Genomic DNA, 20,416 nt, shown 5'->3' with positions numbered 1-20,416 from the left:
ACATCGCCTGCTATAACGCCAAAAAAGCGGGCCGCGGGCAGCTCATGGTCTACACGCCGCCGTCGCGCTGAGCCGCTTGCCAGCCCCGCTCAGCTGCGCTAAAGTCGCCCCCTTTTTTCCGGGAGGGGCATCAGATGTTCATTGGTTTCGATTACGGTACGGCGAACTGTTCCATTGCGGTGTGCGAAGCGGGCACGCCGCGCCTGCTGGCGCTGGAGAAGGGTCAGCGCCTGCTGCCGTCGATGATTGCCGCACCGACGCGCGAAGCGGTGAGCGAATGGCTCTACCGCCATCATCAGGTCGCCACTCCGGATGCGGAAACCACCGCGCTGCTGCAGCGCGCGCTGCGCCATAACCGCGAAGAGGACATCGAGGTGTCGGCCACCAGCGTGCAGTTCGGCCTGAGCGCGCTGCAGCACTATATGGCGGACCCGGAAGAAACATGGTTCGTGAAATCCCCAAAATCCTTTCTCGGCGCCAGCGGCCTGAAACCGCAGCAGATCGCGCTGTTTGAAGACCTGGTCTGCGCCATGATGCGCCATATCCGCGAACAGGGCGAAACGCAGCTCGACGCCGCGATCGATCAGGCAGTTATCGGCCGCCCCGTCAACTTCCAGGGGCCTGGCGGCGACGACGCCAACGCCCAGGCGCAGGGCATTCTGCTGCGCGCCGCGCAGCGCGCCGGTTTCCGCGACGTGGAGTTTCAGTTCGAGCCGGTCGCGGCGGGACTCGATTTCGAAGCAACGCTGGAGAGAGAGACGCGCGTGCTGGTGGTGGATATCGGCGGCGGCACCACCGACTGCTCGATGCTGCTGATGGGACCGGAGTGGCGCAAGCTGTCGGACCGCCGCGAGAGCCTGCTCGGCCACAGCGGCTGCCGCGTCGGCGGCAACGATCTCGATATTATGCTGGCGTTTAAGACCCTGATGCCGCTGCTCGGCCTGGGCGGCAGGACGCAGAAAGGCACCGCCCTGCCCGCGCTGCCGTGGTGGAACGCGGTGGCGATTAACGATGTGCCGGCGCAGAGCGAATTTTACTCCGCCGCCTGCGGCAAACTGCTGCGCGATCTGGTGCGCGACGCGGAACAGAGCGCGCAGGTGGCACATCTGCTGAAGGTGTGGCAGCAGAAGCTTGGCTATCGTCTGGTGCGCGCGGCGGAGGAGAGCAAGATCGCCCTTTCCGATCGCGCCGCTTTCGACGCCAGTCTGGACTTTATCGCGCCGCAGATGCACGCCGCCATCAGCGATACGCTGCTGCAGGAGGCGATCAACCAGCCTCTGGAGCGCATTCTGGAGCAGGTGCATCTGGCGCTCGCCAGCTGCGACGCCAAACCTGAAGTGATCTACCTGACGGGCGGCAGCGCGCGTTCGCCGGTGCTGCGCGCCGCGCTACAGCAGGCGCTGCCGGAAACGCCGATCGCCAGCGGCGATGATTTCGGCTCGGTGACGGCCGGTCTGGCGCGCTGGGCAGAAGTTATGTTTCGCTAAGAGAAAAGAGAGCAGGCGGGACACTACAGCGCAGACGCGAATACGCGCCTCATCTCTGAGGCGCGTCCGTAAACGGCACGACGCGATGCGCTTCGAGCCATGCCATCCGCTCAGATAGTTGTGTGCGGCCTGAGAGTGGAAACTTCAGGCCGCTGCGCTATCAGAAGTTGATGTTGGCGCTGATGCCGCCGACAAAGGCATCCTTCACTTCGCTCACCGCGCCCGGCGCCACGATATACTGCACGTTCGGACGTACCTGCAGCCATTTCGCCAGCTTCACGTTGTAGTAAAGCTCGTAGTTATATTCCGAACCATCCTGAATCGGCAGATAGGTCGGGCTGTCGAAGTCCGTTTCGCCGTTGGCGGCGTTTTGCTGACGCTGCGCGCGGGTGTAATCGCTGTTAACGTGAATGCGCGCCGCGGCGATGCCGATCTCATCTTCAGGACGGGCGTCGAACGGGCCTGCCCAGGTAAAGGCGATCGACTGATAGTTGTCGGTCTTGGAGGTTTTGTGATCGTTCATCACCGCCTGAACCGATACGCCGATGCCGCGGCTGGCGTCGCCGCCCTGCGCGGTCAGCTGCTGCTGCAACAGCACATAGCCGCCGTAGGCGTGATCTTTATCCTGATAGGCGCCGTCGCGCCAGCTGCCGTACACGTCGCCGTTGGCGGACGAGTAGTAGTAGCCGATGCGGTAGTTACCCGGCAGCTTGTCCGGGCCCAGCGTCGGCTTCCAGCCCAGTTCCACCGGCACCAGGTTACCCTCAGAGTTGCTGGTGTCGAGGCGGAAGCCGTCGCCGCGATCGTAGTTGGCGCGGTTCTGGTTATAGAAACCGACCTGGAAGAAGACTTCCGGGGTGATGTTAAGCTTCACGCGGCCGCCCCACTGCGACACCGGCCAGTTAAACCAGCGGTCGCCGCGCCAGTTGCCCGCCTGGCCGCTGCCGAACGCCAGGTTCTGGAACTTGCTGTCGAAGTTGTCGAAGTCCTCGCCGACGGTGACGCGACCCGCTTTCAGGTTGACGACGTCGTCAAACAGCCCCTTGCTCAGCCAGAACTGCGTCAGACGCCAGGTCTGTCCGCGGCCATACACTTCCTGTACCGAAGAGAGCATGCCGGTACGGCGGTCGGCTACCTGATCGGAAATATTGCGGCCGTCACGGTTGGTGATGGTGGCCTGGAACTGCGTATCCTGCCAGCCGAGCAGCTTTTCCAGATCGAGATTGGCGCCGAACGCCCACTGATCGCTGTAGCGCATTGAGGTGTTGGTATCGGCGCCGCCGCCGAGGTTCGATGCGCTTTCCATGGTGTAGTTGACGTCAAATTTAACGCCGTCATTTTCCAGCTGCGTTCGCGAGCCGCCCCAGTCGCCGAACATATAAGGCGAGTCATAGCTAAAGGCATCTGCGGCCACAGCAGACGCGCTCAGCATGGCAAACATCAGGGAGCCGGCCGCAACACGGCGCAGCGGGAAGCGTTGCACTGCTTTTTTTCTGTTCATAATCGTTCTTCTTATCTGAATAATGGGTATTTCCACGCAGAGAATAGTGCTGCAAAAAGTTCAACTTTTGTAAAAATGTGCGCACGAATAAGCAAAGAGACAGTTTTTTCAAACAAGTGTGAAGGGGATCGCTGAACGGACTCGCGGCCGTGATGAACGCATTATTTGGCACGCAAAATAATGACGAGGCGCTAGCGCCCCGTCTGGCGGGATTAGCGGCTGGCCTGCGCCAGTTTTTCGCTCTCCTCCGCCGACAAACGCAGCTGCGTTGCGCCGATCAGATCGTCGAGCTGGGCGAGCGAAGTGGCGCTGACGATCGGCGCGGTAATGCTCGGCCGCGCAATCTGCCACGCCAGCGCGACCTGAGTCGGCGTCACGCCGTGCGCCTGGCTGATGTCGTCCAGCGCTGCCAGAATAGCCAGGCCGCGCGGGTTGAGATACTTCTCGACCACACCCTGCCCGCGCGCGCTTTTGCCGGCATCCGCCGCGCTGCGGTATTTGCCGCTCAGAAAGCCGCTGGCCAGCGAATAGTAGTTAATCACGCCCAGCCCATGCTGCGTCGCTACTGCCTCCAGCGCTGACTCATAGCCTTCGCGATCGTAAAGATTATATTCAGGCTGCAGGGTGGCGTAGCGCGCCAGGCCCTGCTCTTCGCTGATCTTCAGCGCCTCCTGCAGGCGCGGCGCGCTGTAGTTCGAGGCGCCGATGGCGCGCACTTTGCCCTCTTTGATCAGGGAATCGAACGCCGCCAGGGTTTCCGCCAGCGGCGTATCGGTATCGTCGCGGTGCGCCTGATAGAGATCGATATAGTCGGTTTGCAGGCGGCGCAGCGAATCCTCTACCGCCTGACGGATATACTGCGGCTTCAGGCCGGTTTTCTCCGGCGAGAGCTCCATGCCGACCTTGGTCGCCAGCACGATGCGGTCGCGTTTGCCGCTTTTTTTCAGCCAGTTGCCGATGATGGTTTCTGATTCGCCGCCTTTATTGCCCGGCGCCCAGCGCGAATAGACGTCTGCGGTATCGATAAACCACAGCCCTTTTTCCACCAGCGCATCTAGCAATGAAAACGACTTCGCCTCATCCAGGGTCCAGCCGAAGACGTTGCCACCAAAGGTTAACAGCGGCACCTGAATGCCGGTATCGCCGAGCTGGCGGGTTTCAACCTGACTCATCCTCTTCTCCTTGTGTACGAAATGCCCAGACAAAGAGCATAGCAAAAGCGAAAACCGCCCTTTATGCGCAATTCGTCGATAAGTTTGTTCTGAAAGGGATACTTACGTCGGGCTGACAGATATCCTTAATTCCTTCAACTTCTGCCCGCTTTGCGGGTCTACACTCTGCTATTTGCAGGCTGCCGCGTTTCAGCCTGCGTTTTGGGGATTTCGCTACTGCTGGAGAGCAACCGATAAGATGAACCGACCTTCCTTGTTGAAAAAAAGCCTGCTGACGCTGTTAGTGCTGGCCGCCGCCGCAGGCGGCTATTACTGGTGGCACCACCCGGCGCAGCCTGACGCCGATCCTCAGGCGTCGACCCGGCCGCATCGCGGCAAGGGCGGCGCGGGCGCCCCGCCGGCGCCGGTACAGGCCGCCGCCGCTGTCAGCCAGAGCGTGCCGCACTTTCTCAGCGGGCTCGGCACCGTGACCGCTGCCAGCACCGTGACGGTGCGCAGCCGGGTCGACGGCGAGCTGATGGCGATCCACTTTCAGGAAGGGCAGCAGGTTAAAGCGGGCCAGCTGCTGGCGGAAATCGATCCTCGCCCTTATCAGGTGGCGTTAACCCAGGCGCAGGGTCAGCTGGCGAAGGATCAGGCGACGCTGGCGAATGCCCGCCGCGATCTGGCGCGCTATGAAAAGCTGGCGAAAACCTCGCTGGTGTCGCAGCAGGAGCTCGATACCCAGCGTTCGCTGGTGAGCGAAACCCAGGGCACCATTAAGGCGGATGAAGGCAGCGTCGCCAGCGCCCAGCTCAATCTGACCTACAGCCGCATTACGTCGCCGATTGCGGGCCGCGTCGGCCTGAAACAGGTGGACGTCGGCAACTACATTACCAGCGGCGACACCAACGGTCTGGTGGTGATCACTCAGACCCATCCCATCGACGTGCTGTTTAGCCTGGCTGAAAATTATCTGCCCGACATCATGCAGGCGCAAAAGAGCGGCCAGCCGCTGGTGGTCGAAGCCTGGGATCGCAGCAACCAGACGCTGCTGACTCAGGGCACGCTGCTCAGCATCGACAACCAGATCGACGCCACCACCGGCACCATCAAAATGAAGGCGCGCTTCGACAATCAGGACGACAAGCTCTTTCCCAACCAGTTCGTCAACGCGCGGCTGAAGGTCAATACCCTGCAGGATGCGATCGTTATTCCCGCCGCCGCGCTACAGATGGGCAACGAGGGCCACTTTGTCTGGGTGGTGAACAGCGACAATAAAGTGAGTAAGAAAAGCGTGACTGCCGGACTGCAGGACAGCCATCAGGTGGTGATCAACGCCGGCCTCAGCGCAGGCGAACGCGTGGTCACCGACGGGCTGGATCGCCTGACGGAAGGGGCGCAGGTGGAAGTCGTCGCGCCGCAGAGCACTGCGCTGAAAAGCAGCCGCGCGGCGCAACCGGCCAGGGGAGCGAGCGAGTAATGCAGGTTACGCCTCCTGACGCCAGCGGCGGGCCGTCGCGTCAGTTTATTTTACGTCCGGTCGCTACCACGCTGTTGATGATCGCTATTCTGCTGGCGGGCGTTCTCGGCTACCGTTTTCTGCCGGTGTCGGCGCTGCCGGAGGTGGATTATCCCACCATCCAGGTGGTGACGCTCTATCCCGGCGCCAGCCCGGACGTTACCACCTCCGCGATTACCGCGCCGCTTGAGCGCCAGTTCGGCCAGATGTCAGGGCTGAAACAGATGGCGTCGCAAAGCTCCGGCGGCGCGTCGGTGATTACCCTGCAGTTCCAGCTGACGCTGCCGCTTGACGTCGCCGAGCAGGAAGTGCAGGCCGCCATCAACGCCGCCACCAGCCTGCTGCCCAACGATCTGCCTAACCCGCCGGTCTACAGCAAGGTCAATCCCGCCGATCCGCCGATCATGACGCTGGCGGTCACCACCAGCAGCATGCCGCTGACCCAGGTGCAGGACATGGTGGAGACGCGCGTCGCGCAGAAAATCTCCCAGGTCTCCGGCGTCGGGCTGGTGACGCTCTCCGGCGGTCAGCGACCGGCGGTGCGCGTGCAGATGAACGCTCAGGCGCTGGCGGCGCTCGGCCTGACCAGCGAAGCGGTGCGCACCGCCATCAGCAGCGCCAACGTCAACTCGGCGAAAGGCAGCCTCGACGGCCCGGAGCGTTCTATTACTCTCTCCGCTAACGACCAGATGAAATCGGCGGAAGATTACCGTCAGCTGATCGTCAGCTATAAAAACGGCGCGCCGGTGAGGCTCGGCGATGTCGCCACTATCGAACAGGGCGCGGAAAACCGCTGGCTTGGCGCCTGGGCGAACCGCGAAGCCGCCATCGTGCTCAACGTGCAGCGCCAGCCGGGCGCCAACATTATCGCCACCGCCGATAATATCCGCGCGCTGCTGCCCTCGCTCACCGCCTCGCTGCCGAAGTCGGTGAAGGTCCAGCTGCTGACCGACCGCACGACCAATATTCGCGCCTCGGTCACCGATACCCAGCACGAGCTGATGCTGGCGATCGGCCTGGTGGTGATGATTATCTATCTGTTCCTGCGCAACGTGCCGGCGACGATTATTCCCGCCGTCGCGGTGCCGCTGTCGCTGGTCGGCACCTTCGCCGCGATGTACTTTCTCGGCTTCTCTATCAATAACCTGACGCTGATGGCGCTGACTATCGCCACCGGCTTCGTGGTGGATGACGCCATCGTGGTGATCGAAAACATCACCCGCTATCTGGAGAAAGGCGAAAAGCCGCTCACCGCCGCGCTCAAGGGGGCGGGCGAAATCGGCTTTACCATTATTTCCCTTACCTTTTCGCTGATCGCGGTGCTGATCCCGCTGCTGTTTATGGGCGACGTGATCGGCCGTCTGTTCCGCGAGTTTGCCGTGACGCTGGCGGTGGCGATCCTGATTTCCGCCGTGGTCTCGCTGACGCTGACGCCGATGATGTGCGCGCGTATGCTGAGCGCCGAGTCGCTGCGCAAGCAGAACCGCTTTTCGCGCGCCAGCGAAGCCTTTTTCGAGCGGTTGATCGCCGGGTATGGCGGCTGGCTGCGCAAGGTGCTGGCGCATCCCTGGCTGACGCTGTCGGTGGCGCTCGGCACGCTGCTGCTCACCGTGCTGCTGTGGGTAGTGATTCCGAAAGGCTTTTTCCCGCAGCAGGATAACTCCATTATTCAGGGCACGCTGCAGGCGCCGCAGAGCGCCTCGTACGCCAGCATGGCGGAGCGCACGCGCGACGTCGCCTCGCTGATCATGAAAGATCCGGCGGTGCAGAGCATGACCTCTTTCGTCGGCGTCGACGGCACCAACGCCGCGCTCAACAGCGCGCGTCTGCAGATCAACCTGAAGCCGCTGAGCGAGCGCGAAGACCGCATCCCGCAGGTGCAACAGCGGCTGCAGCAACAGATAAGCCAGCTTCCCGGCGTCACGCTGTGGCTGCAGCCGGTACAGGATTTGACGATTGAAACCCAGGCGAGCCGCACGCCCTATCAGTTCACGCTGCAGTCCGGCTCGCTGGCGTCGCTCGGCACCTGGGTGCCGAAACTGCTGGACGCGCTGCGCCAGTCGCCTGAGCTGCGCGACATCAGCAGCGACTGGCAGGATCAGGGCCTGGAGGCCTATGTCAATGTCGATCGCGACAGCGCCAGCCGCCTCGGCATCAGTATGGCGGACGTCGATAACGCGCTCTATAACGCCTTCGGCCAGCGCCTGATCTCCACCATTTATACCCAGGCGAACCAGTATCGCGTGGTGCTGGAGCAGGATAACCGCGCCACGCCGGGACTGGCGGGCCTGGAAGGCATCCGGCTGACCAGCACCGACGGCGGCAGCGTGCCGCTCAGCGCTATCGCGAAAGTTGAGCAGCGCCACAGCGCGCTAAGCGTCAACCATCTCGATCAGTTCCCGTCGGCGACCTTCTCCTTTAACGTCGCCGACGGCTACTCGCTGGGCGACGCGGTGAAAGCGGTCAGCGCGGCGGAAGAGCGGCTCGGCATGCCCTCCGAACTGATGACCCAGTTCCAGGGCAGCACCCTGGCGTTCGAGGCGGCGCTTACCAGCACCGTCTGGCTGATCGTGGCCGCCATCGTGGCGATGTATATCGTGCTGGGCGTGCTCTATGAGAGCTTTATCCATCCCATCACGATTTTGTCGACGCTGCCGACCGCCGGCGTCGGCGCGCTGCTGGCGCTGATGCTGAGCGGCGGCGAGCTGGATATCGTCGCCATCATCGGCATTATTCTGCTGATCGGCATCGTGAAGAAAAACGCCATCATGATGATCGACTTCGCGCTGGCCGCCGAACGCGAGCAGGGCATGACGCCCTATGACGCCATCTATCAGGCGTGCCTGCTGCGTTTCCGCCCGATCCTGATGACCACGCTGGCGGCGCTGCTGGGCGCGCTGCCGCTGATGCTCAGCACCGGCGTCGGCGCAGAGCTGCGCCATCCGCTCGGCATCGCCATGGTCGGCGGCCTGATCCTGAGCCAGGTGCTGACGCTGTTTACTACGCCGGTGATCTATCTGCTGTTCGATCGCCTCGGCCAGGCCGCGCGCCGCCGCTTTAGCGGCCGGGAGGCGGAGCGGTGAGATTTTTCGCGCTGTTTATCCACCGCCCGGTGGCCACCACGCTGCTGACCCTCGCCATTGCGCTGGCGGGCGTGCTCGGTTTTCGTCTGCTGCCGGTCGCCCCGCTGCCGCAGGTCGACTTCCCGGTGATAGTGATTTCCGCCTCGCTGCCGGGCGCGTCGCCGGAAATCATGGCTTCGTCGGTGGCGACGCCGCTGGAGCGTTCGCTGGGCCGCATCGCCGGCGTGAGCGAAATGACCTCCACCAGCTCGCTCGGCAGCACGCGCATTATTCTGGTGCTCGATTTCGACCGCGACATCAACGGCGCGGCGCGCGACGTGCAGGCGGCCATCAACGCGGCGCAAAGCCTGCTGCCGACCGGCATGCCGAGCCGGCCGACTTACCGCAAGGTCAATCCCTCGGACGCGCCGATTATGATCATGACGCTGACCTCGGATATCTATAATCGGGGCCAGCTCTACGACTACGCCTCGACCCAGCTGGCGCAGAAGCTGTCGCAGATCGAAGGCGTCGGCGACGTCACGGTCGGCGGCAGCTCGCTGCCTGCGGTGCGCGTCGCGCTGAATCCGCAGGCGCTGTTTAACCAGGGCGTCTCGCTGGACGCGGTGCGCGAGGCGATCGCCAACGCCAACCAGCGTCGTCCGCAGGGCGCGGTGGAGGATCGCCAGCAGCGCTGGCAGTTGCGCACCAACGACGAGCTGAAAACCGCCAGCGACTACGCGCCGCTGGTGGTGCATTACCGCAACGGCGCGGCGGTGAAGCTGGCGGACGTCGCCAGCGTGCAGGACTCGGTGCAGGACGTGCGCAACGCCGGGATGGCGGACGGCAAGCCCGCAGTGCTGCTGCTGGTGCGCAAAACGCCGGAGGCGAACGTGATCGACACCGTCGACCGCATTCGCGCCGAGCTGCCGACGCTGCACCAGACCATTCCCGCCGCCATCGACCTGCAGATTGCGCAGGATCGCTCGCCCACCATTCGCGCCTCGCTGCATGAGGTCGAGCAGTCGCTGACCATCGCCGTGGCGCTGGTGATTATGGTGGTGTTCGTTTTTCTGCGCTCCGGCCGCGCCACGCTGATCCCCGCCGCCGCGGTGCCGGTATCGCTGATCGGCACCTTCGCCGCGATGTACCTCTGCGGCTTCAGCCTGAATAATCTGTCGCTGATGGCGCTGACCATCGCCACCGGTTTCGTGGTGGATGACGCCATCGTGGTGCTGGAGAATATCGCGCGCCACGTCGAGGCGGGCATGAAACCCCTGCAGGCGGCGCTGACCGGCGTGCGCGAAGTGGGCTTTACCGTGCTGTCGATGAGCCTGTCGCTGATCGCCGTCTTTTTGCCGCTGCTGATGACCGGCGGGCTGATAGGCCGCTTCTTCTCTGAATTCGCCATTACGCTGTCGGTGGCGATCGCCATCTCGATGGTGGTCTCCCTCACCCTGACGCCGATGATGTGCGCGTATCTGCTGAAGCCGCATGCGCCGCGCGCCCAGCCGCGTCGGCGCGGCGCAGGCCGGATGCTGCTGGCGATCCAGCAGGGCTACGGCCGCTCGCTGGGCTGGGTGCTGAACCATGCGCGCTGGGTGCTGCTGCTGCTGTTCGGCACCGTCGCCCTGACCGTCTGGCTGTTTATTCAGGTGCCGAAAACCTTTATGCCGGAGCAGGACACCGGCCGGCTGTCGGGCTTTATCTCCGCCGATCAGAGCATCTCCTTCCAGGCGATGCGCCAGAAGCTGCAGGATTTTATGGTGATCGTGAAAGCCGATCCGGCAGTCGAGAGCGTGGTGGGCTTTACCGGCGGCATGCGCACCAACAGCGGCTCGATGTTTATCTCGCTGAAGCCGCTCTCGGAGCGCAGCGAGAACGCCCAGGCGGTGATCGCCCGGCTGCGCGCGAAGCTGGCGAAAGAGCCCGGCGCCAGCCTCTATCTCAACGCGGTGCAGGATCTGCGCGCCGGCGGCCGCGAATCGAACGCCAGCTATCAGTATTCGCTGCTCTCCGACGATCTCGCCGCCCTGCGCGAATGGGAGCCGAAAATCCGTCAGGCCTTCTCCGCGCTGCCGCAGCTGGCGGACGTCAACTCCGATCAGCAGGACAAAGGCAGCGAAATGGCGCTGATCTACGATCGCGAGAGCATGTCACGCCTCGGCATCGACGTCTCTGAGGCTAACGCCCTGCTGAACAACGCCTTCGGCCAGCGACAGATCTCCACCATCTATCAGCCGTTGAATCAGTACAAGGTGGTGATGGAGGTCGACCCGCGCTACACCCAGGACATCAGCGCGCTGGATCAGATGTTTGTGATCAACAGCGACGGCAAACCGATCCCCCTGTCGTGGTTCGCGCGATGGCAGCCCGCCAACGCGCCGCTGGCGGTCAACCATGAGGGGCTCTCCGCCGCCTCGACCATCTCCTTTAACCTGCCGGAAGGCATTTCGCTGTCGGAAGCCTCTGCGGCGATCGATCGCACCATGACGGCCATCGGCGTGCCCTCCAGCGTGCGCGGCAGCTTCGCCGGCACCGCGCAGGTGTTCGAGCAGTCGCAAAGCAGCCAGCTCTGGCTGATGCTCGCCGCCATCGCCGCCGTCTATATCGTGCTGGGCATATTGTATGAGAGCTACGTCCATCCGCTAACCATTCTCTCGACCCTGCCCTCCGCGGGCGTTGGCGCGCTGCTGGCGCTGGCGCTGTTCGATACGCCTTTTAGCCTGATCGCCCTTATCGGCATCCTGCTGCTGATCGGCATCGTGAAAAAGAACGCCATTATGATGGTTGATTTTGCGCTGGAGGCGCAGCGCAACGGCAACCTGAGCGCGCGCGACGCCATTTTCCAGGCCTGTCTGCTGCGTTTTCGCCCGATTCTGATGACCACGCTCGCCGCGCTGTTCGGCGCGCTGCCGCTGGTGATCACCAGCGGCGACGGCGCAGAGCTGCGCCAGCCGCTCGGCATTACTATCGCAGGCGGGCTGATTATGAGCCAGCTGCTGACGCTCTATACCACGCCGGTGGTCTATCTCTATATGGACAAGCTGCGGCGCAAGCGCGGTAAAATCGGCCAGCCGGTGGAGAGTTAAGGAGAGAACAGCAAATGAACGCCCAAAACGCCACGGTTCGCTGGCAGCTATGGATTGTCGCCTTCGGCTTCTTTATGCAGACGCTGGACACCACCATCGTCAACACCGCCCTTCCCTCGATGGCGCAGGATCTGGGCGTCAGCCCGCTGCATATGCATTCGGTCATCGTCTCCTATCTGCTGACGGTGGCGGTTACCCTGCCGATGAGCGGCTGGATGGCGGATCGCTTCGGCGTGCGCAACATCTTCTTCAGCGCCATCGTGCTGTTCAGCGTCGGCTCGCTGCTCTGCGCCTTCTCTTCGACGCTGGACCAGCTAGTGATGGCGCGCGTGGTGCAGGGCGTTGGCGGCGCGATGATGGTGCCGGTGGGCCGCCTGACCGTGATGAAAATCGTGCCGCGCGAGCAGTATATGTCGGCGATGACCTTCGTCACCCTGCCGGGACAGATCGGCCCGCTGGTCGGGCCGGCGCTCGGTGGCGTGCTGGTGGAGTATGCCAGCTGGCACTGGATCTTCCTGATCAATATTCCGGTCGGCATCATCGGCGCCATCGCCACCCTGACGCTGATGCCGAACTACTCGATGCAGACGCGGCGCTTCGATTTTCTCGGCTTTCTACTGCTGGCAGTCGGCATGGCGACGCTGACCCTGGCGCTCGACGGCCAGCGCAGCAGCGGCGGCTCTCCCCTGCTGCTGGGCGCGATGATCCTGACTGGCCTCTTTTCGCTGTTGTACTATCTGATGCATGCGCGCGGCAACGACAAGGCGCTGTTCAGCCTGAAGCTGTTCGACAACCGTCTCTACTCTATCGGCCTGCTCGGCAGCTTTTTAGGCCGCATCGGCAGCGGCATGCTGCCTTTTATGACGCCGATATTTTTGCAGGTCGGCATGGGCTTTACGCCGTTTCACGCCGGGCTGATGATGATCCCGATGGTGCTCGGCAATATGGGCATCAAACGCATGGTTGTGCGTATCGTTAACCTGTTCGGCTACCGCAACACGCTGGTCGGCACCACGCTGGCGCTCGCCGTAGTGGTGCTGCTCTTTCCGCTGGTCGCGCTGCTCGGCTGGCTGTGGCTGCTGCCGCTGGTGCTGCTGATGCAGGGCATGGTGAACGCGCTGCGCTTCTCCTCGATGAATACCCTGACGCTGAAGGATCTGCCGGACGAGCTCGCCTCCAGCGGCAACAGCCTGCTGTCGATGATTATGCAGCTGTCGATGAGCGTCGGCGTCACCGTCGCCGGCCTGCTGCTGGGCGCGTTCGGCCAGGATGCGCTGGCCAGCAGCGACCATACCCACAGCCTGTTTATGACCGCCTGGGCGTGGATGGCATTGATTATCGCTCTGCCCGCGCTGGTGTTCTGGCGCGTGCCAAAGGAAACCAGTAAAAACGTCGATCTGCGACGCCGGAGAAAACCATGAAGTTGCCGTTGCGCCTGGGTATCAGCGCCAAACTCTTTTTAGCGATTTTTTCCACCTGCATGCTGGTGCTGATCACCATGCACTGGGGCGTGCGTCTCAGCTTCGAGCACGGCTTTGTCGACTACATCAAGCGCGGCAACGAGCAGCGGCTGGCGATGCTCGGCGACGCGCTGGCCGACCAGTACGAACAGCACGGCAGCTGGGATTTCCTGCGCCATAACGATCGGCTGATCTTTACCATGCTGCGCTCGCTGGAGCAGAATCCCGACAGCAGTAACCAGCTACCGCCGCACGGCTGGCGCACGCAGTTCTGGGTTATCGATCAGCAGTACAAGGTGCTGGTCGGCCCGCGCGCGCCGGTGCCGCCGGAGGGGTCGCGCCGTAATATCACCACCAGCAACGGCAAAGTCGTCGGCTGGGTGGTGGGGTCGCCGCCGGAGCGTCTGACGCGCAGCACCGATATTAACTTCGATCATCAGCAAAAACGCACCAGCTGGCTGATTGTCGGCCTCTCAACGCTGCTGGCGGCGCTGGTGACCTGGCTCATGTCACGAGGTTTGCTGGCGCCGGTAAAACGGCTGGTCGCAGGGACGCACCATCTGGCCGCCGGCAATTTCGCGACGCGCGTTGAGGTCGGCAGCCAGGATGAACTGGGCCAGCTGGCGCAGGATTTTAACCGCCTCGCCAGCTCGCTGGAAAAAAACGAGAGTATGCGGCGCGCCTTTATGGCCGATATCTCCCACGAGCTGCGCACGCCGCTGGCGATCCTGCGCGGCGAGCTGGAGGCGATGCAGGACGGGGTGCGCAAGCTGACGCCAGAGGCGATCGCCTCGTTGCAAAGCGAAGTCGGCGTTCTCAGCAAGCTGGTGGACGATCTGCACCAGCTGTCGCTGTCCGACGAAGGCGCCCTCGCCTATCGCAAGCAGGCCACCGATCTGGTGCAGCTGCTGGAGGTGGCCGCCGGCAGCTTCAACGAACGCTACCGCAGCCACGGGCTGACGCTGACGCTGCAGATGCCGGACGAAGCGCCTTTCTTCGGCGACCCCGATCGCCTGATGCAGCTCTTCACCAACCTGCTGGAGAACAGCCTGCGCTATACCGACTCGCCGGGCCAGGTCGAGGTGCGGCTCACGTATGAGGCGCCCTGGTGGCAGATGAGCTTTGCCGACAGCGCGCCTGGCGTCGACGCGCAGCAGCAGGCGAAGATCTTCGAACGCTTTTTCCGCACGGAAGGATCGCGCAATCGCGCCAGCGGCGGCTCCGGTCTGGGACTGGCGATCTGCAAAAATATCGTCGACGCCCACGGCGGCCATATCGCTGCGGAGCACTCTGATTTAGGTGGACTGAAAATCGCGCTACAATTGCGCTATGTTCCCCAGCCGTAACTGACGATGACCTTCGAAAAAACCGACCCGCTGATTCTGGTAGTGGAAGACGAGCCGAAGCTGGCGCAGCTGATGATCGACTATCTTGAAGCCTCTAACTACCGCACGCACCATATCGCCCACGGCAGCGACGTGCTGCCTTTCGTCCAGCAGACGCCGCCCGACTTGATGCTGCTGGATCTGATGCTGCCCGGCAAAGATGGCCTCACGCTGTGCCGCGAAATCCGCCGCTTCTCCGAGCTGCCGATCGTGATGGTGACGGCGCGCACCGAGGAGATCGATCGCCTGCTTGGCCTGGAGATCGGCGCGGATGACTACATCTGCAAGCCCTTCAGCCCGCGCGAAGTGGTAGCGCGCGTGAAAACCATTCTGCGCCGCGTGAAGCGCTCGCCGGAAGAGCCCGGCAAGGCGTCGCTGCTGAAAATCGACGAAGGCCGCTTCCAGGCGAGCTGGCGCGAACAGCCGCTGGAGTTGACCCCCGCCGAATTCCGGCTGCTGAAAACCCTGGCGCTGGAGCCGGGCAAGGTTTTTTCGCGCGAGCAGTTGCTTAATCATCTCTACGACGACTATCGCGTCGTGACCGATCGCACCATCGACAGCCATATCAAAAATCTGCGGCGCAAGCTCGAGAATCTCGACGCTGACCAGCCCTTTATCCGCGCCGTCTACGGCATGGGCTATCGCTGGGAAGCGGATCTGTGCCAGTTGATCTAGATCAACTGACTGACACGCGTCGCCGCCTACAATTTTGCACCTTTTGCCGGGCCGCTCTCTTTGCGGCTGCGGCACGTGCCGCGCCAGGCGGCATGCTGACCTGACATCAGTGAGAACATCATGAAACCAGAACTGCTTTCTCCAGCGGGAACGCTGAAGAATATGCGCTACGCCTTCGCCTATGGGGCCGACGCGGTTTATGCCGGCCAGCCGCGCTACAGCCTGCGCGTGCGCAATAACGAATTCACCCATGACAACCTCGCCAAAGGCATTGCCGAAGCGCACGCGCTGGGCAAGAAATTCTATGTGGTGGTGAATATCGCGCCGCATAACGCCAAGCTAAAGACCTTTATTCGCGACCTGACGCCGGTGGTGGAGATGCAGCCGGACGCGCTGATCATGTCCGATCCCGGTTTGATTATGCTGGTGCGCGAGGCCTTTCCGCAGATGCCGATCCATCTCTCGGTGCAGGCCAACGCGGTCAACTGGGCGACGGTGAAGTTCTGGCAACAGATGGGACTGACGCGGGTGATCCTGTCGCGCGAGCTGTCGCTGGAGGAGATCGCGGAGATCCGCCAGCAGGTGCCGGAGATGGAGATCGAGATCTTCGTGCACGGCGCGCTCTGCATGGCCTACTCCGGCCGCTGCCTGCTCTCCGGCTATATGAACAAGCGCGACCCGAATCAGGGGACCTGCACCAACGCCTGCCGCTGGGAATATAAGGTTGAGGAAGGCAAACAGGACGAGGTCGGCAATATCGTCGAAGTGCAGGAGGTGACGCCGACGCTGGGGCTTGGCCAGCCAACCGATAAGGTATTTCTGCTGGAAGAGAAGATGAAGCCAGGCGAGGTGATGAGCGCCTTTGAAGATGAGCACGGCACCTACATCATGAACTCGAAGGATCTGCGCGCCGTGGCGCACGTTGAACGCCTGAGCGAGATGGGCGTCCATTCGCTGAAGATCGAAGGCCGCACCAAATCGTTCTACTACTGCGCGCGGACGGCACAGGTTTACCGCCGCGCTATCGACGACGCCGCAGCCGGCAAGCCTTTCGATCCGGCCCTGCTGACCACGCTGGAAGGTCTGGCGCATCGCGGCTATACCGAGGGCTTTTTGCGCCGCCATACCCACGACAGCTATCAAAACTATGCGCAGGGCTATTCGATCTCCGAGCGTCAGCAGTTCGTCGGCGAATTTACCGGCGAGCGGCGCGGCGACTGGGCGGAGGTCGCGGTGAAAAATAAATTCCTGCTCGGCGACAGCCTGGAAATCATGACGCCGAACGGCAACCTGAACTGCACGCTGGAAGCGCTGCAGGACGCGCGCGGCGGGGCCATCGAGGTGGCACCCGGCGACGGCCATCGCGTCTGGATGCCGGTGCCCGCAGACGTCGAGCTCGCCTTTGGTCTGCTGCTGCGCAATTTTACCGACGGCAGCAGCACGCGCGATCCCCATAGCAAATTACTCACGTCGCGCAAGTAAACCGATGAAGTTAGAACAGGATCACAGACCGCCGCGGCGCGCTCCTTTATAGTCGCGCCTGCTGCGAACGAGTAACAACTAATAGCTGTTGTATCAGGAACCACCTCATTCACCCGCCCGGCTCCCCCGTGCGGGTTTTCTTTTTCCGCTTTTCTCCCGTAAATTTTCGCTCCTGACTATGCTATAAGCAGAAATCTTTGCAGGTTTTCAAGGACCGGAAAATGGAAAAACAATCGCTTACTCTACTTATTCTTAATGGCAAAGGCGCAGGCAACGAAGATTTGCGTGCGGCCGTCACCGCGCTGCGCGATGAAGGCTTCGACGTCGCCGTGCGCGTGACCTGGGAGAAAGGCGACGGCGAACGCTACGTTGAAGAAGCGCTGCGGCTAGGCGCTGAGACCGTGGTCGCAGGCGGCGGCGACGGCACCATTAACGAGATCGCTACCGCGCTGGCCGCCGTCGACGCCGCGCGTCGGCCGGTGCTCGGCATTCTTCCTCTGGGCACCGCCAACGATTTTGCCACCAGCGTCGGCATTCCCGCCGAGATGGAGCCTGCGCTGCGCCTCGCGGTTCAGGGCAAAGCCCACGTGATCGATCTGGCGCGGGTTAATCAGGATCGCTATTTCATTAATATGGCGACCGGCGGTTTCGGCACCCGTATCACCACCGAAACGCCGGAAAAGTTAAAATCCGCGCTGGGCGGCGTCTCCTATTTTATTCACGGCCTGATGCGCATGGATACGCTGAAGCCAGACAGCTGCGAGATTTCCGGCCCCGGCTTTCAGTGGCAGGGCGACGCGCTGGCGATCGGCGTCGGCAACGGACGTCAGGCCGGCGGCGGACAGCGTTTGTGCCCGTCAGCGCTGATCAATGACGGCCAGCTCGATGTGAGCATCGTCACCGCGCAGGAGCTGCTGCCTACCCTGCTGCACTCGCTGACCAGCAATGATGACAACCCGAACATCGTGACCGCGAAGCTGACCTCGCTGCGCATCGTTTCCCCTAACGAGATGACCTTTAATCTGGATGGCGAGCCGCTCTCCGGCCGCGAGTTTGAGATTGAGGTCATGCCCGGCGCGCTGAGCTGCCGCTTGCCGCCGCAGTGCGCGTTGTTAGCCTGAAGTCGCGCTTCAGGCTGTAAGATAAGCGCTTACGCGGGCAGGCTGGCCCGCGTTTTAACCTTTATGCAGCCCGTAACAGCAATTCGACATTCCTTCCCTACGGCCGGCAGCGCGCAAAATCCTCTCTGTGATTCTCTTCACAACTCTGTTATACCAACTTGTATGGTAGTATAAATGCGCGTACTTTTTCAGCATTGATTGCTGGAAAAGGCTACGAGAGATGAAAATTGTTAACGCTGAAGTCTTTGTCACCTGCGCAGGCAGAAACTTCGTTACGCTGAAAATCACCACCGATGAAGGCATTACCGGCATCGGCGACGCCACGCTCAACGGCCGTGAACTGCCGGTCGCCTCTTACCTGAAGGATCATATCTGCCCGCAGCTGATCGGCCGCAATGCGCATCAGATCGAAGATATCTGGCAGTACTTCTATAAAGGTGCTTACTGGCGCCGCGGGCCGGTCACTATGTCGGCGATCTCCGCGGTCGATATGGCGCTGTGGGATATCAAAGGCAAAGCCGCCAATATGCCGCTCTATCAGCTGCTGGGCGGCGCATCGCGCACCGGCGTGATGGTTTATTGCCATACCACCGGCCATACCATCGACGAAGTGATGGACGACTACGCGAAGCACAAGGAGATGGGCTTCAAGGCGATTCGCGCCCAGTGCGGCGTGCCGGGCATGAAGACCACCTACGGCATGGCGAAAGGCAAAGGGCTCGCCTATGAGCCGGCGACTAAAGGCGACTGGCCGGAAGAGCAGCTCTGGTCTACCGAAAAATATCTCGACTTTACGCCGAAGCTGTTCGACGCGATCCGCGACAAGTTCGGCTTCAACGAACATCTGCTGCACGATATGCATCACCGCCTGACGCCGATTGAAGCGGCGCGCTTCGGCAAAAGCGTCGAAGATTACCGCCTGTTCTGGATGGAGGATCCGACGCCGGCGGAAAACCAGGCGTGCTTCCGCCTGATCCGCCAGCATACCGTGACGCCCATTGCGGTCGGCGAAGTCTTCAACAGCATCTGGGACTGCAAACAGCTGATTGAAGAGCAGCTGATCGACTATATCCGCACCACCATCACCCACGCGGGCGGCATCACCGGCATGCGCCGCATCGCCGATTTCGCCTCGCTCTATCAGGTGCGCACCGGCTCGCACGGCCCGTCGGATCTCTCGCCGGTCTGCATGGCGGCGGCGCTGCACTTTGACCTGTGGGTGCCGAACTTCGGCGTGCAGGAGTATATGGGCTTCTCCGAGCAGATGATGGAGCTGTTCGACGCCAGCTGGACGTTCGAAGACGGCTTTATGCATCCGGGCGACAAGCCAGGCCTGGGTATCGGGTTCAACGAGAAGCTGGCGGCGAAATATCCCTATGAGCCCGCCTATCTGCCGGTGGCCCGTCTGGAAGACGGCACGCTGTGGAACTGGTAAAGGAGCGCATCATGAAAAGTGTCGTGATTGAACAACCCGGCGAGCTGGTGCTGGCGGAGCGTCCGCTGCCAACGCCCGCTGCGGGCGAAGTCCGCGTCAAGGTGAAATATGCCAGCATCTGCGGCTCTGACGTGCATATCTGGCACGGCCACAACCCTTTCGCGAAATATCCGCGCGTCATCGGCCACGAGTTTTTCGGCGTGATTGACGCGGTCGGCGACGAGGTCGACGCCAGCCGCATCGGCGAGCGGGTAGCGGTCGATCCCGTCGTGAGCTGCGGTCGCTGCTATCCCTGCTCGGTGGGCCGTCCTAACGTCTGCACCACGCTGAGCGTCATCGGCGTGCACCGCGACGGCGGCTTTAGCGAATATGCGGTTGCGCCGGCCGGTAATGCCTACAGGCTGCCGGCGGCGATCCCGGACAAGCTCGCCAGCATGGTCGAGCCTTTCACCATCGCAGCCAATATCACCGCGTTCCTGAAGCCGCAGCCGCAGGATGTGGCGCTGATCTACGGCGCCGGACCGATGGGCCTGACGGCGATTCAGGTGCTGAAAGGTGTCTTTAAGGTGGCGCAGGTGCTGGTGGTGGATCGCCTGCCGGAACGTCTTGAGCTGGCGAAAACCAACGGCGCGGATCGGGTGTTCAACAACGCCGAGGTGCCGCTGGCGGCCCAGCTGGAAGGCGTGCAGCCGACGCTGATTATCGACGCCGCCTGCCATCCCTCTATCCTGGCGGAAGCGGCGGCGCTCGCCTCGCCCGCCGCTCGTATCGGTCTGCTCGGCTTCTCCGGCGAGCCCTGCAGCATTACCCAACAAAGCCTGACCAGCAAAGAGCTGTCGCTGTTTACCTCGCGTCTTAACAGCCACCGCTTCCCGCAGGTGATGGAATGGATGGAGCAGGGCCTGATCCAGCCGGAAAAACTGGTGACGCACTATTTTTCGCTCGACGAAATCGAACGCGCGATGACGCTGTTCGAAAAAGACCCCCGTACCTGCTGCAAGGTCGTGCTGGCCATGTAGCGCTTGCCCTACCCTCACCGGGGA

The 20,416-nt window shown here is 62.3% G+C and carries 13 protein-coding genes; 11 read left to right on the top strand and 2 right to left on the bottom strand.

All coding sequences use genetic code 11. The features are described from left to right. Positions 1-134: 134 nt before the first annotated feature. A complete protein-coding gene (yegD, locus tag HA46_RS09480) occupies positions 135-1,487 on the top strand; it encodes a molecular chaperone (protein ID WP_084883865.1) in 1,353 nt (450 codons plus the stop codon). 160 nt (positions 1,488-1,647) lie between these two features. On the opposite strand, the gene HA46_RS09475 is transcribed toward yegD, so the two are convergent. Next, positions 1,648-2,988, bottom strand: a complete 1,341-nt coding sequence (locus HA46_RS09475; protein WP_084883862.1) for a carbohydrate porin — start codon at positions 2,986-2,988, stop codon at positions 1,648-1,650. A 212-nt stretch (positions 2,989-3,200) separates the two neighbouring features. Further along, a complete protein-coding gene (locus HA46_RS09470; RefSeq protein ID WP_084883859.1) occupies positions 3,201-4,160 on the bottom strand; it encodes an aldo/keto reductase in 960 nt (319 codons plus the stop codon). 238 nt (positions 4,161-4,398) lie between these two features. Here HA46_RS09470 and HA46_RS09465 point away from each other — a divergent pair, with 238 nt between their 5' ends. The 10 genes from HA46_RS09465 to HA46_RS09420 all read left to right on the top strand — a co-directional run bounded on the left by HA46_RS09465 (position 4,399) and on the right by HA46_RS09420 (position 20,392). Beyond that, positions 4,399-5,622, top strand: coding sequence for an MdtA/MuxA family multidrug efflux RND transporter periplasmic adaptor subunit (locus HA46_RS09465; protein ID WP_084883857.1), 1,224 nt, complete (start codon positions 4,399-4,401; stop codon positions 5,620-5,622). Next, complete coding sequence (locus tag HA46_RS09460; protein ID WP_084883854.1) at positions 5,622-8,744, top strand: MdtB/MuxB family multidrug efflux RND transporter permease subunit; 3,123 nt, start codon at positions 5,622-5,624, stop codon at positions 8,742-8,744. Before HA46_RS09465 ends, HA46_RS09460 begins: the two co-directional genes overlap by 1 nt. Continuing rightward, positions 8,741-11,815 carry a multidrug efflux RND transporter permease subunit MdtC gene (gene mdtC / locus HA46_RS09455; protein WP_084883851.1) on the top strand — a complete coding sequence of 1,025 codons (3,075 nt, stop codon included), beginning with the start codon at positions 8,741-8,743 and terminating at the stop codon, positions 11,813-11,815. The genes HA46_RS09460 and mdtC overlap by 4 nt, the downstream gene beginning before the upstream one ends. A gap of 14 nt (positions 11,816-11,829) precedes the next feature. After that, positions 11,830-13,236 (top strand): multidrug transporter subunit MdtD, encoded by a 1,407-nt coding sequence (gene mdtD / locus HA46_RS09450; RefSeq protein ID WP_084883848.1) that lies wholly within the window; start codon positions 11,830-11,832, stop codon positions 13,234-13,236. Continuing rightward, a complete protein-coding gene (baeS, locus tag HA46_RS09445) occupies positions 13,233-14,621 on the top strand; it encodes an envelope stress sensor histidine kinase BaeS (protein ID WP_033791554.1) in 1,389 nt (462 codons plus the stop codon). Before mdtD ends, baeS begins: the two co-directional genes overlap by 4 nt. A 6-nt stretch (positions 14,622-14,627) precedes the next feature. Next, positions 14,628-15,335: an envelope stress response regulator BaeR gene (gene baeR, locus HA46_RS09440; RefSeq protein ID WP_033791555.1), complete on the top strand. Its 708-nt coding sequence runs from the start codon at positions 14,628-14,630 to the stop codon at positions 15,333-15,335. A 117-nt stretch (positions 15,336-15,452) separates the two neighbouring features. Continuing rightward, the gene (gene trhP, locus HA46_RS09435; protein ID WP_033791556.1) at positions 15,453-16,817 is read left to right on the top strand and encodes a prephenate-dependent tRNA uridine(34) hydroxylase TrhP; all 1,365 of its coding nucleotides are present in this window, start codon (positions 15,453-15,455) and stop codon (positions 16,815-16,817) included. A gap of 221 nt (positions 16,818-17,038) precedes the next feature. Then, positions 17,039-17,938 (top strand): lipid kinase YegS, encoded by a 900-nt coding sequence (gene yegS, locus HA46_RS09430; protein ID WP_033791557.1) that lies wholly within the window; start codon positions 17,039-17,041, stop codon positions 17,936-17,938. Between the two features lie 220 nt (positions 17,939-18,158). Next, positions 18,159-19,373, top strand: a complete 1,215-nt coding sequence (gene manD, locus HA46_RS09425) for a D-mannonate dehydratase ManD (RefSeq protein ID WP_033791558.1) — start codon at positions 18,159-18,161, stop codon at positions 19,371-19,373. Positions 19,374-19,384: 11 nt separating this feature from the next. Then, the gene (locus tag HA46_RS09420; protein ID WP_084883845.1) at positions 19,385-20,392 is read left to right on the top strand and encodes a Zn-dependent oxidoreductase; all 1,008 of its coding nucleotides are present in this window, start codon (positions 19,385-19,387) and stop codon (positions 20,390-20,392) included. The last annotated feature ends 24 nt before the right edge of the window (positions 20,393-20,416 follow it).

The sequence above is a fragment of the Pantoea septica genome (genome assembly GCF_002095575.1).
GTDB lineage: Bacteria > Pseudomonadota > Gammaproteobacteria > Enterobacterales > Enterobacteriaceae > Pantoea > Pantoea septica.
The sequence above is the reverse complement of the archived record's forward strand: the minus strand, read 5'-3'. Positions and strand labels throughout refer to the sequence as shown.